Genomic DNA, 13,475 nt, shown 5'->3' with positions numbered 1-13,475 from the left:
TCCCCGATGTCACATCCGACACTCCCGCTCCGTGGTGCCTGTGTGAAGCAGGCAACCGAAGAGATCGGCAGGATGAGGACCATCATCGTGTGCACGTCCGTGTCGCACGGAAGCACCCGCAGGATCGCCGAGGCCATGGCACCGGAGCTCGACGCGAGGGTCGTCACGGCCGAGGAGGCGGCTGCGGACCCGGCCCTGCCCGCGGCAGCCGACCTGGTCCGCTTCGACTCCGGCATCCTCCACGCCAGGCCCCACTCCAGCCTCATGGACGTGGCCAAGGCGCTTCCGGTCGGCCCGGGCCGCACCTTCGTCTTCGCCACCAGCGGGTTCCCGGAGCTGCCGCCGGCGCCGTTCTTCCGGCCGCTGGTGTGGCTGCTGGAGTCCAAGGGCCGTACGGTGCAGGGCCGTTGGTCCAGTCGAGCCTTCGACACCTGGGCGCCGATGCGGCTCGTCGGCGGCGTCGACAAGAACCGGCCGAACGACGACGGCCTCGCCGAAGCCCGTACCTTCGCCCGGTACTTGCGGCAGCACGGTCGACCGCTGTGGAGTGCTGCCCCGGCAAGACAGTGTCAACCAGCGCGCCCGCGGACGCAGCGACCATCATGAGATACAGCGCAAGAGCCACAGCCGCCGGTCCGTACGAGCCTCCGGACCCAGCCGCCCGGGACGCGTGGTGCCCACCGCTCACCGCTCTCACCGCTCTCACCGCCGGCCGCTCACCGAGCCGGGGCCGGGGCGCGGGGCCGGGGTCGGGGCCGTGCACAGCGCCCAGACCGTCTTGCCCGGCCCAGACCGGGCACGTACACCCCAGTCCCGCGCGTACGCCTCCACCAGAAGCAGCCCGCGACCGTACGTCTCCTCCAACGGATCGGCGGGTACGGCGATTCGGGCGGGCAGTGCCGGGTGCGGATCGCAGACCTCGATCCGTACGAATGACGGCTCGCCCGCCGAGCCTTCGGCGAGCTCCAGCCGTACGGCGAAGTCCCGCCCCGGCACCCGTCCGTGCACCACCGCGTTCACGGCCAACTCGGCGACGACCAGCAGCACTTCGTCATGCAGGCGCACACCGCGCGGCAGCCCCCACGCGTCCAACTGATGTGCGGCGAGCAACCGGGCGAGCCGCGCACCCCTCGGCGTGGCGGAAAACCGCTGCTTGAACGTCCGGCACACGCCGGTTGGTTGGAGATCCTCAGAAACCTTCACGGCGTCAGCTTTGAGTCGGCTGCACCTGGTTCGACAGGTTCACCACTGGTACAGATCATCTTGTACGGGTTCACGCACTGGACTGGGCGGGTTGCGGCGAGTAACCATCACCTGTGGAACGGGGGTTCTGCACAGGGCACTTCAGGTGCGCACCGTCTCGCGAAAGGCGACCACAAATGCCAGCGGAGATGCACGACACGACCAACGGCGACGACCCCGCCGCCGGCGCACCGGAACCCGAACTCTCCGACAGCCTCAAGACGTTCGGTGCCGTACTCAAGGCCCTGCGCGACGAGGCGCACCTCACTCAGGAGCAGTTCGCACCCAGGGTCGGCTACTCACCGCACTACGTGGCCAAGATCGAGCAGGGCAAACGCTTCCCGCCAAGCGACCTCGCCCCGCGCGCCGAGGACCCGCTCGGCCCCGTCGCCTCCCGAGTCCTCACCGCCGCCATCCGCAGCCTGCGACGCAAGGCGGGCCTGGCGACCTGGTTCCACCAGTGGGCCAACATCGAGGAGGAAGCGGTCACTCTTCACGCGTACGAATGCACGGTGATCCCCGGGCTTCTCCAACCCGATGCTTACATTCGCGCTCTCTTCGACCAACGTCTGCCCCCGCTCACGACGGATCAGCTCGAGAGGCAGGTCGAGGCGCGGCAAGCACGCCAGCAGCTGTTGGAGTCCAGGCCGAACACTCAGTTCAGCTTCGTCATCGAACAGGCCCTGCTGGAACGCCGGTTCGGAGGCACGGACGTCGCGCGGCAGCTGCTGGACAACCTTCTGGAGCAGGGCGAACGCCGTAACGTGGAAGTGCAGCTCATGCCGCTCCAACAGGTGGACCACGCAGGGCTCGACGGACCGTTCCGACTCGCAGAGACGCCGGACAACACCTGGATCGGCTACATCGAGGCGCAAGACACCAGCATGCTGGTAACTGACGCGAAAAGGGTCAGTGCCATGCACCAGCGCTATGGCAGGATGCGCTCACAGGCCATGAGTCACCACGCCTCTGCGAGCAGGCTCAGGGAGATGCGAGGAGCGCTATGAGCACCACGGAGCTGACCTGGTTCACGAGCAGCTACAGCGGCAGCGGCGGCGGCGAATGCGTCGAGGTCGCTATGGAGCAGAACGCCGTGCGCGTACGCGATTCCAAGGAACGCCACCGCGCCGCACTCGCTCTCACCCCCACGGCCTGGTCGCACTTCACCGCGCACCTCGCAGCCGAGCGCTGAGACTCCTCACACCGGCGACAACATCCGTACGGGCTGGCTGCGGGCAGCGCCGCCAGCCCTCTCAGCCGGTGGGCGCGTCCCCGCCGCGGTAGAAACGCTCGAACACCTCGATGGCCTTGGCCGGCGGATAGTTGGGTACAACCCCGATCTCGCCGTTGTCCTTGGCAACCACGTAGTTGCTGCCACCCGGCTCAGCCGGCTGCGGCACTCCATTGATCGGCTCGGGCAACGGGAACGACGCGTACACCACGTACCCGCTCTCGAACTCCTCGACGTGCATCGCAGCAGGCACCCCGCCCGGCCCTACCGGACGCCCGTACTGCTCCAGCACCCTCTCGAGCGCCTCCGCACCCGAAGCGGGCGGCCCCAACACACTCATCGTCACTCACTCCTCAACTCGCCACGACCGTAACCGAGTTCGGTCAGGTGGGGAACTCGTTCAGCCAAGAGCCCTCAAGCAGATGCTTCGGCAAGTACTCCGACTCCACCTCAACCGACAAACCAGAATCCCGCGCCATACACGCCACCGCCAACGGCCCAAGCGCCACGTTCCCCTTGTCGTTCCTGCACCGATCCTCAGTGCCCCAATACGCCTTGTGCCACCTCAGAGAATCCACAAGCGACTCGTTAAAACCCTCCGCGTCCCGCTCCAAGAACCTGATGAACAACGGAATCACGGGATACATCAAATGCAACACAGCCTCACGAGCCCCCGGCTGAAGCTCCTCCGGAGCAGACAACTCCATCGCCCTCATCAACAACTCCACCACATCACCACGCCGCAACCAATACCCCTGCAACGCATCAACCCACGAATAAATATACGCATCAAACCCACTCGAGCTCTCCCGCAACAAATCAAGCGGTACCTCGCACAACTCCTCCACCCGTTCAGCCTCACGGCAGACCATTGCCAACCAAAAAGAATCCAACCAATTACTGGCATTTGTATAGTACTGAGGCGAACTCGACTTGATCAAGCGCTTTTCATGCAGAATTACACGTTCCACCTGACCCTCGACCGGCAAAACTGACGCAAACATCGCAGAACCAATCTGCATCCCCGCCACGAAGGATTCCCAAGTTTCGAACAACTCCGCCCGCGGATCCCCTGCCACGTAACGAAAGGTCAAATCTCTCGCCGACATAAATCGGGTCGAGAAATTGTTATAGCCGAACGCGCCGGGAACATTCAGTATTCTGCTTCGATTAGACTTGAGGTACTCAGTCGGCAGCACGACCACCTCATGGCGGTCGACATTACGGGTCACGGTGACTCCTTGTCGATATTGAAACGTGATAATAGGTACCCGGCATACTTTTCGTCTTTTAGTCTGGGTTTTACTGAAATGTACTCAACTCCAACGGGATCCGCTTCCAGTGCGTCTAGTAAAGCAGTCGCTAGCGCTTCCTCTCTGATGGCTGCCTCTCGGATTCTTACATCGTCACTCATTGCTTCATTTAGACTTCGTTCCTCCATGTCCTTGATGATCGTTTCGAAGTATTCGCGGGTGCCTTGGCTGACGCGTTGGCCGGTGTGGCCGTAGCGCTCGCCGAGATCTGCGCTCGGGCCCTTGGCCTCGACCACGATGAACGTGCCGTCGGGGTTCATCCAGACTTGATCGAACCTGCGGTTTCCCTTGACCCCTCCTGCGACCAGCGTAGCTTCAGGGTGCTGCTCTGCCATGGCGTGGGCGGAGGCGGTGAGTTCGCCGAACTCCTCACCAATGTCGGTGACCTTCTTGTTCGCTGCGCTGCGGACAGCTGTGGCCGCCTCCTGCTGCTTCAGGTTCTCCGGTGTCTCGTCGGCTTTGTAGGCATCGTCGGCCCGGTTCTTGTTCGCTTTGGCCTTGTCCAACTGCTCAAGCGCCCTGGCTCGTTCGCGCACCATCTCTTCCAGCTTGGCGCGGTTCTCCGGGCTGAGGCTGTCGATGTCGGTGTATTCCAGCCTCTGGGCGTGGTAGCCGGGCTGGATCGCAGGCGGGACATCGGAGGCTGCGATCCACTCGGGTGGTGGCTGCCCGTTCTTGCTGATCTGCGGGATGAGATCGCCGTTCTCGTCCCGGGAATTGACACGAAGTCGGTAACCGGTCTTTTGCCGTAGCACTTGCCGAAGAAGCCCGACACTTCGATTCGTTCACGCGTTTCAGCTAGTGGGCGGCCCCAACGCACAACTCAACTCGCCACGGCCGTAAACGAGTTCGGTCAGGTGGGGAACTCGTTCAGCCAGGAGCCCTCGAGCAGATGCTTCGGCAAGTAGTGCGACTCCACCTCAACCGGCAAACCCGAATCCCGCGCCATACACGCCACCGCCAACGGCCCAAGCGCTACGTTTCCGTCTCCATCCTTGCACCGATCCTCGGTGCTCCAATACGACTTGTGCCATCTCAGGGAATCCACCAACGCCTCATTGAAACCCTCCACATCACGCTCCAAGAACCTGATGAACAACGGAATCACCGGATACATCAAATGCGACACGGCCTCACGAGCCCCCGGATGGATCTCCTCCGGAGCAGACAACTCCATCGCCCTCATCAACGACCCCGCCACATCACCACGCCGCAACCAATACCCCTGCAACGCATCCACCCACGAATAGATATAAGGATCAAACCCAGAGCTAGCCCGCAACAAATCAACCGGCACCTCACACAACTCATCCAGACGCCCAGCCTCACGGCAAACCATCGCCAACCAAAAGGCCTCCAACCAATTACCGGCATTCGTATAGTGCTGAGGCGGGCTGGGCTCGATCAGTCGCTTCTCGTGTGCAATCATCCGCTCGATCGGCTCGCCGTGCGGCAACACCGAAGCGAACATCGCAGAACCAATCTGCATCCCCACCACGAAAGCATTCCAAGTCTCGAGAACCTCGACCTCCGGATCTCCCGCACAAAAAGAGAAGGCCGTACCTTTAGCCGACATAAACGACAAGGAGAAGTTCCCGCACCCGAAAACGCTGGAAAGGTTATTGAGTTTGTTTCTCCGTCGATTGAGGAAGCTTTCCGGCAGTGAATTAACATCGTGTCGATCAATACGGAAGGTCATGGCATCCCCTTTTCGATGTTGAACTCTGATAGTACGTATCCGGCGTATGCGTTCTGTTTCACTTTGGGTTTTACAGTAACGTACTTCACCGCAATTGGTTCAGCATTGAGTGCACTCTCCAGTGCATCCGCCAGCGCATCCTCCTTCTCCGCTGCTTCACGCGTTTGCTCGTCGTTGCTATTCACCTGTTCCTCGCTGCGCTTCTTCATGTCCTTGAGGATGGTTTCGAAGTATTCGCGGGTGCCTTGGCTGACGCGTTGGCCGGTGTGGCCGTAGCGCTCGCCGAGATCTGCGCTCGGGCCCTTGGCCTCGACCACGATGAACGTGCCGTCGGGGTTCATCCAGACTTGATCGAACCTGCGGTTTCCCTTGACCCCTCCTGCGACCAGCGTAGCTTCAGGGTGCTGCTCTGCCATGGCGTGGGCGGAGGCGGTGAGTTCGCCGAACTCCTCACCAATGTCGGTGACCTTCTTGTTCGCTGCGCTGCGGACAGCTGTGGCCGCCTCCTGCTGCTTCAGGTTCTCCGGTGTCTCGTCGGCTTTGTAGGCATCGTCGGCCCGGTTCTTGTTCGCTTTGGCCTTGTCCAACTGCTCAAGCGCCCTGGCTCGTTCGCGCACCATCTCTTCCAGCTTGGCGCGGTTCTCCGGGCTGAGGCTGTCGATGTCGGTGTATTCCAGCCTCTGGGCGTGGTAGCCGGGCTGGATCGCAGGCGGGACATCGGAGGCTGCGATCCACTCGGGTGGTGGCTGCCCGTTCTTGCTGATCTGCGGGATGAGATCGCCGTTCTCGTCCCGGGAATTGACACGAAGTCGGTAACCGGTCTTTTGCCGTAGCACTTGCCGAAGAAGCCCGACACTTCGATTCGTTCACGCGTTTCAGCTAGTGGGCGGCCCCAACGCACAACTCAACTCGCCACGGCCGTAAACGAGTTCGGTCAGGTGGGGAACTCGTTCAGCCAGGAGCCCTCGAGCAGATGCTTCGGCAAGTAGTGCGACTCCACCTCAACCGGCAAACCCGAATCCCGCGCCATACACGCCACCGCCAACGGCCCAAGCGCTACGTTTCCGTCTCCATCCTTGCACCGATCCTCGGTGCTCCAATACGACTTGTGCCATCTCAGGGAATCCACCAACGCCTCATTGAAACCCTCCACATCACGCTCCAAGAACCTGATGAACAACGGAATCACCGGATACATCAAATGCGACACGGCCTCACGAGCCCCCGGATGGATCTCCTCCGGAGCAGACAACTCCATCGCCCTCATCAACGACCCCGCCACATCACCACGCCGCAACCAATACCCCTGCAACGCATCCACCCACGAATAGATATAAGGATCAAACCCAGAGCTAGCCCGCAACAAATCAACCGGCACCTCACACAACTCATCCAGACGCCCAGCCTCACGGCAAACCATCGCCAACCAAAAGGCCTCCAACCAATTACCGGCATTCGTATAGTGCTGAGGCGGGCTGGGCTCGATCAGTCGCTTCTCGTGTGCAATCATCCGCTCGATCGGCTCGCCGTGCGGCAACACCGAAGCGAACATCGCAGAACCAATCTGCATCCCCACCACGAAAGCATTCCAAGTCTCGAGAACCTCGACCTCCGGATCTCCCGCACAAAAAGAGAAGGCCGTACCTTTAGCCGACATAAACGACAAGGAGAAGTTCCCGCACCCGAAAACGCTGGAAAGGTTATTGAGTTTGTTTCTCCGTCGATTGAGGAAGCTTTCCGGCAGTGAATTAACATCGTGTCGATCAATACGGAAGGTCATGGCATCCCCTTTTCGATGTTGAACTCTGATAGTACGTATCCGGCGTATGCGTTCTGTTTCACTTTGGGTTTTACAGTAACGTACTTCACCGCAATTGGTTCAGCATTGAGTGCACTCTCCAGTGCATCCGCCAGCGCATCCTCCTTCTCCGCTGCTTCACGCGTTTGCTCGTCGTTGCTATTCACCTGTTCCTCGCTGCGCTTCTTCATGTCCTTGAGGATGGTTTCGAAGTATTCGCGGGTGCCTTGGCTGACGCGTTGGCCGGTGTGGCCGTAGCGCTCGCCGAGATCTGCGCTCGGGCCCTTGGCCTCGACCACGATGAACGTGCCGTCGGGGTTCATCCAGACTTGATCGAACCTGCGGTTTCCCTTGACCCCTCCTGCGACCAGCGTAGCTTCAGGGTGCTGCTCTGCCATGGCGTGGGCGGAGGCGGTGAGTTCGCCGAACTCCTCACCAATGTCGGTGACCTTCTTGTTCGCTGCGCTGCGGACAGCTGTGGCCGCCTCCTGCTGCTTCAGGTTCTCCGGTGTCTCGTCGGCTTTGTAGGCATCGTCGGCCCGGTTCTTGTTCGCTTTGGCCTTGTCCAACTGCTCAAGCGCCCTGGCTCGTTCGCGCACCATCTCTTCCAGCTTGGCGCGGTTCTCCGGGCTGAGGCTGTCGATGTCGGTGTATTCCAGCCTCTGGGCGTGGTAGCCGGGCTGGATCGCAGGCGGGACATCGGAGGCTGCGATCCACTCGGGTGGTGGCTGCCCGTTCTTGCTGATCTGCGGGATGAGATCGCCGTTCTCGTCCCGGGAATTGACACGAAGTCGGTAACCGTTGTTTTGCCGGTAGTACTTGTTGTAGAACCCATCGTTCGGGTCGTTCACGCGTTTCAGCTGGCGGTGCACGACGGTCATGCCGGCTTCGTCGCGTTCGCGGTCTCTGCGCTCTTCCTCGGTCTCGGCCCGCTGCCGTTGGGGTCTTGCCGCGGGTTCGGCGGGACCGATGGGATGACGCCCGTAGGTGGGGCCGTTGAGGTCGACAGATTGGGCGAGATAGCGGGCCGCAGTGGCTTCGCGCGACGGAACGGGCGAGTGCGGGGTGACGGGGTGCGGGACGTCCGAAGGTACGGCGTCCTGTCGCCGGGCATCGGGGGTTTCGGGGCCCGGAGTTATTCGGTCCGGGCTTGGACGTTCGGCGGTCGGGGGCTGCTGGGTCGAGGTCGGGCGGTCGGTGCTGGGGTGTGCCGCGCGGTTGTCTCCGGAGTTGGCGTCGGAGGTCTCGCGCTGGGTCGGTGTGGCGTCGCGCGGTTGGCCGTCGGCGCGGTTCGGCGGGGTGTGCTGCTCTCCGCTCTGTTGACCGCGCTGTTCGGGGGCGGGATAGAGGGGGCGCTGGTTGGCGTCGAGGGGAATGTGGAAGACGTCGGTGGCCTGCGCGGTGTGCAGCGGGGAGTCGCTGGCCTCTCCGGACTGGGTGTCGACCCACACGATCCGGCCGTTGTGGTTGACGGCGTTGAACGCATGACCGCCACCGTTGCGCCAGTTGACCTGCACCACTGCTGCCGAGCCGGGGCCCGCACGTCGTAGATCGTCGGCGATGCGCTGGTAGCCGGCTTCGCCGCGTCCCGCGTACTGGTGGGGCGCGCCGGCCCAACGGATCATGTTGGCGTTGGCGTCGCGCTCGGGCGACTGTCGGTCGAGAGTGCCGTCGCGGTTGCTGTCGAGGGTGCGCGGCGCGGAGACCTGCGGGTCGCCGAACCAGGTGGAGAGGAACGAACGGGAGCAGTCCGCGCAGTTGTTGCTGCGACCTGGGACTCCGATCCCGCCGTCGTTCTGAAGCCTCGACCACGCCTGGTACGGGTCGGGGAAGCGCTGGGGCGCACCGTTCGGGTCACGCGGTACGGCGGCGTCCAGACGTTGCTGGTCGCCGGGGTCCACGTGGCCGAGACCTCCCGGGCGGACGTCCAACTGAGCACGTATGGAGTCCAGTTCGCCTCTGGGTAGGCGCTGTGCCGGGCCGTTCGAGTCCTGCTCCGGCCGGTCCTGCTCCGGCCTGTCCTGCTCCGGCCTGTCCTGGCCAGGACAGGCCGGAGCAGGACTCGAACGGCCCGGCACAGCGCCTACCCAGAGGCGAACTGGACTCCATACGTGCTCAGTTGGACGTCCGCCCGGGAGGTCTCGGCCACGTGGACCCCGGCGACGGCCCGCCCCACCGCACCGTACGCCGCCGGATCCGGCGGCGGCGCGACGGTCGGTGCCGTGCTCTGGAGGTCGACGCTCTCGCGGTTCGGGTCCCGGCTCGGTCCGGGGTCAGGTGCGGCCGGGTGCGCGTGCTGTACGGGCGCCGTACGGTCCGGGCTCGCCGGTCCGGCGGCGTACGGTGCGGTGGGGCGGCCGGTCGGCGTGGTCCCGCCCGTGTCGCCGGAGGGCGTACGGGCGTCGCCGGTGGAGGGTTGTGCGGTGGACGGCGACGAGGGGGCCGAAGCGGGCTGTGGCGAGGACGCGTCGGGTGTCCGCTCCGGAGTCGGAAGGTCCGGACGTGCACTGCGCGTGCCCTCGGGGACGCCCGAACTCTCCGTCCGGGTAACGGGGTTGATCTCGCCGGTGTCCGTTCTCGGTGGCGGTGGCGCCTCTCCGCCGGGTACGGGACTCGGTGGCGCGACACCGGTATGGGGTGGCTGCTCGGTGCGGCCGGGCGCCTCGGAGGGCACATCGGGTCGGCTGGGTGGCGGGGTGCGTCGAAGGGGTTGTCGCGGTAGGGCTGGTGGGAGGTGTCGGCGGGGCGGGGGTAGTTCGCGGCGGCGTCGGAGCTGTCGGACCGGGACCCTGGGCGGGCACTGTCGGAGGGCGAAGTACCGTCCGACGCAGGGCTGTTGGGCGCGGAGGCGCCGGGGCTGTTGCCGCCCGTGGAAGGGGCGCCGCTCCGACCGCCCTCGCCACCGCCGTCACGCGTTCCGGTGCCTGTACCGGTGCCGGGGGTGGAGCCGGTGCCCGACGTTGCGCCGGTGCCGGAGTTGCCCGAGCCGGCGTTGCCGGAGCTGTCGCCGCTCGTACCGCCGTCGTCCGAACTTCCCTGCCGCGTACTGCCGTTGTCGGAGCCGCCGTTGTCGCTTCCGCCCGTGCCGTCGTCGCCGCCGGACCGGTCGGCGGCGGATTCGAGGCCGCCTCGGGCGCCGCGGCCCGCGCGGCTGCCCGCGCCGTCGCGCAGACCTTCGCCGAGTGCGGTGCCGGCGTTGTCGACGCCCTCCTTGAAGCCCTCCTTGCCGGCCTGTGCGGTCCGTCCGGCGTCGTAGCCGTCCTGTGCCCCGAACTTCTGGTTGACCGTCTGGGCCACCAGATCCGTGGTCATCTTCTGCAGCGCGGTGACGAACGGCTCCTTCGCCGCCTGCAACACGGCTTGCAGCATGACCTGGGCGGCCTCGGTGAGCAGCCGCCGGACGGTGACGCGGGCGAGCTGGGTCGCTGCGGCGCCAGCGATGCTCGACGCTCCGAAGGTGAACGGCGCGGCAGCGGCTGCGGCGGCCAACTGGACTGCGAGCGCGATGAGTTGGATGATCACCGCGATCTTCAGCATGGTGACGATCATCGCGGCGGCGTCCAGGGTCGCGGCGATCAGCTCGGCTCCGCGCTTGGCGTCGTCGAGGTAGCCGGAGCCGTTGCCGCTGAACTTCTTCCAGGACTCCCCGAAGCCCTCGATGGCGTCGCCGCTGTTCTGGGAGAGGACGTTGCCGGCGGCGTGGACGCCCTGGACCTGGATCTCGTCGACGCTCGCGGCGAAGTTCCGCCAGACCATGGCGCAGGAGCGGAGCTTGTCCTCGTCCCCGGTGGGCCACCGGTAGCCGAGCATCTCCAGGACCCATTCGAGCTTGGGGTCGAGCATCATCATCTGCGGAGTCCTCCGGGGACCTCACGCGGCGGCAGCGCCGCACCGGGCGGCCGTCGGGGCGTACGGGGAGCCGATCGTTCTCAACGGGACGGGACGGGACGGGAGGTGTCGGGCGGGCTCCCGGACGCCCGACACAGTTCCGCGCGGTCAGCGCGCACGGGCCTGCCGGCGGGCCAACGGCTCCTGCTTCAGGCCGGGTTGGCGCGTTTGCGTGCCATGCTTCCGGTCGGCTCGATCATCGCGTTCTCCACGCTCTGACGCACGATGGCCTCGTTGTAGTCCTCGCCGCTCGCGTGGTTCTTCCCCATGCTCTCCAGCGCCTTGCCGATCTCCTGCATCTGCGCCGCGAGATGGCCCATGGACTCGTACATGCCGTCGCGCAGGCCCTCGTAGACGACACCGAACTTCTCGCCGATCTCGTCGTCGCCCCACGGCGGGCGGTTGCTCTTGCCGTCGAGTGTGGTCAGCCCCGTCGTGAACTGCTCGACGAAGGACTTGTCCTCGGGCGGAGCGCCTCCTCCGCCCTCCAGCTCGCTCAACGCGCTCTGGAGCCCCTTGGCGGCATCCTCGAAGCTTCTGCCGATGCGGACGAAGTGCTTCCCCTCGTCCTTCAACACGTCGACGTCGGTCGTGAACCCGTCGGCGGCCATGCCGGTCCCCCTGGTCGCGATGCGATTGTCAGGTTGCTGTCATTCCGAAGAGTAGCCCGTGCCTCTGACAGTGACTCAAGAAAACGCGTTAAGCGCCAAGTTGGCATCGACTCGACACGTGGGGTCGGTTGACGCGGCACGAGCAACGCGAGGTTCAGGCAGCCAACGCCCGTACCGCGGCGGCGTGCTGCGGCAGGCCGTCCTGTGTGAAGGCCGACTCCAGCAGCCGGGCACGGGTACGGGGCGGCACTCCGCCGCCCGCGGTCAGCCGTGGAGCGATCCGCAGATAGGTGCGCGCCGGGGCGTCCAGGGTGTCGGCCGGTACGGCTTCCACGCAGGCGCGCAGCACCACGGGATCCGCGTGGGTGAACAGCCCCGGATCGGTGAGCAGTTGGGGCAGCAGACCGGCGGCGAGCGCATGGGCGGCGATGCGGTCGCGGACGTACGGGAGGGCCCGGGACCAGTCCTGTTCCGGGACGGCCTCCAGCAGCGCCACGGCGATACGTCCCTGTACGGCGGCGGCCTCCTCCTCGACGCCCTCGCGCACCGCGCGGGCGAGGGCCGGGTGGGTCAGACGCACCGATGCCGACGACTCGCCTCCCTGCTCTCGGTCCACCACGGCGGTGAGGAAGGGGTCGAGCACTGTCAGGCAGCGCTCGGCCTCGGCACGCAGATCGCGGCCTGCCGCCGCGCTCGCCAGCGGGAAGATCAGCTGGGCGGGCAGGAGGCCGCCCTCGGCCAGTGCGATCGGGATCAGGACCATGCGCACCGTGGCCGGGTCCACACCCGCCTGCGCGGCATGACGGTTCAGCAACTCATCGAGGCTGTCGGGCAGTTGGGCCGGATCGAGCGGGTTCTCCACCGGGATCGGCAGCTGCGTCAGGGACCGCACTGCGAGCTCCGCGGTCAGCCGGCTGCCGTCGCCCGCACCGATCCGGGAGACCAGTGCCTCGGCGATCGTGCGCCGCAGCGCGGGGTCGGTGGCGTACGGCGGGGCGGGCTCGTCGGTCGGAGCCGTGTCCATCAGGGCGAGCGTCTGGAGCACCAGCCCCTCGGGGTCGGCCCAGCGCGCCTCGGCGAGGTCGATGACGCCCGCCTCACCCGGGGGCAGCGCGGCGACCAGCTCGGCAGCTGCCGAGCGCCCGGCCTCCACCACGATCCGGGTGCGAGGCAGTACGGCCAGCGGGATCAGGACCTCCCGCACCAGACGGGACTCCTCGTCCAGGTGCCGTACCGGCCCGGCACGGTCTGCGTGCGGCACGAAGAGCGGCAACGGATCGTCCAGCGCGGCGAGTTGGGCGAAGACGTCCGCGGTGGGCACGGCCGGCAGCCGGTACGCCTCCGCCAGCTGCTCCCGCACCCGGTGGACCGGCTGCCCCGTCGGGTCCAGGACGAGCGGGGCGGGCAGCTCGGGCGGCACCGTCGCCGGCTCGAGCACGTCCAGCCGGAGCCTGCGGCGGAACTCCGGGTCGCAGAGCATCAGAAAACCGTCCAGCAGACGTGAGCGACCGCTGCCGTCGGCGCCGGTGACCACGACGACCCGGGGCGTGCCGGGCCGGGCCGAGCGCCAGGAGGCGAGCGCGCGGAGCGCGGCGCCGCGACCGCCGAGGTGGGGGTGCGGCTCGTACGCGGTGCCAGGGGCTTCGTTCGTCACGGGGTCGATCGTATGCAAGGGCCATGACAGCGCGCGGTC

General features: G+C 65.6%; 14 protein-coding genes. 3 read left to right on the top strand and 11 right to left on the bottom strand.

Going from position 1 to position 13,475, the window contains the following annotated elements; genetic code table 11:
- The first annotated feature begins 72 nt into the window (after window positions 1–72).
- The gene (locus tag JGS22_RS17910) at window positions 73–606 is read left to right on the top strand and encodes an NADPH-dependent FMN reductase family protein (protein ID WP_211039254.1); all 534 of its coding nucleotides are present in this window, start codon (window positions 73–75) and stop codon (window positions 604–606) included.
- A gap of 96 nt (window positions 607–702) precedes the next feature.
- Here the strand turns inward: JGS22_RS17910 and JGS22_RS17905 are convergent, their stop codons facing one another.
- Entirely contained in the window at window positions 703–1,203 is a 501-nt protein-coding gene (locus JGS22_RS17905; protein WP_308405731.1) for an ATP-binding protein, read from the bottom strand.
- Between the two features lie 176 nt (window positions 1,204–1,379).
- Between JGS22_RS17905 and JGS22_RS17900 the strand changes: the two genes are divergently transcribed.
- Together JGS22_RS17900 and JGS22_RS17895 are read left to right on the top strand one after the other, a co-directional pair.
- The gene (locus tag JGS22_RS17900; protein WP_236073197.1) at window positions 1,380–2,249 is read left to right on the top strand and encodes a helix-turn-helix domain-containing protein; all 870 of its coding nucleotides are present in this window, start codon (window positions 1,380–1,382) and stop codon (window positions 2,247–2,249) included.
- Window positions 2,246–2,434: a DUF397 domain-containing protein gene (locus tag JGS22_RS17895; protein ID WP_211039253.1), complete on the top strand. Its 189-nt coding sequence runs from the start codon at window positions 2,246–2,248 to the stop codon at window positions 2,432–2,434. The genes JGS22_RS17900 and JGS22_RS17895 overlap by 4 nt, the downstream gene beginning before the upstream one ends.
- A gap of 61 nt (window positions 2,435–2,495) precedes the next feature.
- Here the strand turns inward: JGS22_RS17895 and JGS22_RS17890 are convergent, their stop codons facing one another.
- The 10 genes from JGS22_RS17890 to JGS22_RS17845 all read right to left on the bottom strand — a co-directional run bounded on the left by JGS22_RS17890 (window position 2,496) and on the right by JGS22_RS17845 (window position 13,436).
- Entirely contained in the window at window positions 2,496–2,813 is a 318-nt protein-coding gene (locus tag JGS22_RS17890) for an SUKH-4 family immunity protein (RefSeq protein ID WP_211039252.1), read from the bottom strand.
- A gap of 43 nt (window positions 2,814–2,856) precedes the next feature.
- Window positions 2,857–3,705, bottom strand: coding sequence for an immunity 49 family protein (locus tag JGS22_RS17885; RefSeq protein WP_211039251.1), 849 nt, complete (start codon window positions 3,703–3,705; stop codon window positions 2,857–2,859).
- Window positions 3,702–4,541: a hypothetical protein gene (locus JGS22_RS17880; protein ID WP_211039250.1), complete on the bottom strand. Its 840-nt coding sequence runs from the start codon at window positions 4,539–4,541 to the stop codon at window positions 3,702–3,704. Before JGS22_RS17880 ends, JGS22_RS17885 begins: the two co-directional genes overlap by 4 nt.
- Before the next feature lie 98 nt (window positions 4,542–4,639).
- Window positions 4,640–5,485 carry an immunity 49 family protein gene (locus JGS22_RS17875; protein WP_236073196.1) on the bottom strand — a complete coding sequence of 282 codons (846 nt, stop codon included), beginning with the start codon at window positions 5,483–5,485 and terminating at the stop codon, window positions 4,640–4,642.
- Entirely contained in the window at window positions 5,482–6,321 is an 840-nt protein-coding gene (locus JGS22_RS17870; RefSeq protein WP_216815029.1) for a hypothetical protein, read from the bottom strand. Before JGS22_RS17870 ends, JGS22_RS17875 begins: the two co-directional genes overlap by 4 nt.
- Before the next feature lie 98 nt (window positions 6,322–6,419).
- Window positions 6,420–7,265, bottom strand: coding sequence for an immunity 49 family protein (locus JGS22_RS17865; protein ID WP_236073196.1), 846 nt, complete (start codon window positions 7,263–7,265; stop codon window positions 6,420–6,422).
- The gene (locus tag JGS22_RS17860) at window positions 7,262–9,184 is read right to left on the bottom strand and encodes a toxin glutamine deamidase domain-containing protein (protein ID WP_216815028.1); all 1,923 of its coding nucleotides are present in this window, start codon (window positions 9,182–9,184) and stop codon (window positions 7,262–7,264) included. Before JGS22_RS17860 ends, JGS22_RS17865 begins: the two co-directional genes overlap by 4 nt.
- A 214-nt stretch (window positions 9,185–9,398) precedes the next feature.
- Window positions 9,399–11,132, bottom strand: a complete 1,734-nt coding sequence (locus JGS22_RS17855) for a WXG100-like domain-containing protein (protein WP_216815027.1) — start codon at window positions 11,130–11,132, stop codon at window positions 9,399–9,401.
- A gap of 188 nt (window positions 11,133–11,320) precedes the next feature.
- Window positions 11,321–11,782: a hypothetical protein gene (locus tag JGS22_RS17850; RefSeq protein ID WP_211041695.1), complete on the bottom strand. Its 462-nt coding sequence runs from the start codon at window positions 11,780–11,782 to the stop codon at window positions 11,321–11,323.
- A gap of 154 nt (window positions 11,783–11,936) precedes the next feature.
- A complete protein-coding gene (locus JGS22_RS17845) occupies window positions 11,937–13,436 on the bottom strand; it encodes an amino acid adenylation domain-containing protein (RefSeq protein ID WP_211041696.1) in 1,500 nt (499 codons plus the stop codon).
- Between the last annotated feature and the right edge of the window lie 39 nt (window positions 13,437–13,475).

The organism is Streptomyces tardus (assembly GCF_018101125.2).
GTDB classification, from domain to species: domain Bacteria; phylum Actinomycetota; class Actinomycetes; order Streptomycetales; family Streptomycetaceae; genus Streptomyces; species Streptomyces tardus.
The sequence above is the reverse complement of the archived record's forward strand: the minus strand, read 5'-3'. Positions and strand labels throughout refer to the sequence as shown.

Excerpts from the sequence above, each read along its gene's own strand:
- JGS22_RS17890 (WP_211039252.1), bottom strand. The coding sequence starts at position 2,813 with ATGAGTGTGTTGGGGCCGCCCGCTTCGGGTGCGGAGGCGCTCGAGAGG.
- JGS22_RS17875 (WP_236073196.1), bottom strand. The coding sequence starts at position 5,485 with ATGACCTTCCGTATTGATCGACACGATGTTAATTCACTGCCGGAAAGC.
- JGS22_RS17910 (WP_211039254.1), top strand. The coding sequence starts at position 73 with ATGAGGACCATCATCGTGTGCACGTCCGTGTCGCACGGAAGCACCCGC.
- JGS22_RS17855 (WP_216815027.1), bottom strand. The coding sequence starts at position 11,132 with ATGATGATGCTCGACCCCAAGCTCGAATGGGTCCTGGAGATGCTCGGC.
- JGS22_RS17895 (WP_211039253.1), top strand. The coding sequence starts at position 2,246 with ATGAGCACCACGGAGCTGACCTGGTTCACGAGCAGCTACAGCGGCAGC.
- JGS22_RS17865 (WP_236073196.1), bottom strand. The coding sequence starts at position 7,265 with ATGACCTTCCGTATTGATCGACACGATGTTAATTCACTGCCGGAAAGC.
- JGS22_RS17900 (WP_236073197.1), top strand. The coding sequence starts at position 1,380 with ATGCCAGCGGAGATGCACGACACGACCAACGGCGACGACCCCGCCGCC.
- JGS22_RS17850 (WP_211041695.1), bottom strand. The coding sequence starts at position 11,782 with ATGGCCGCCGACGGGTTCACGACCGACGTCGACGTGTTGAAGGACGAG.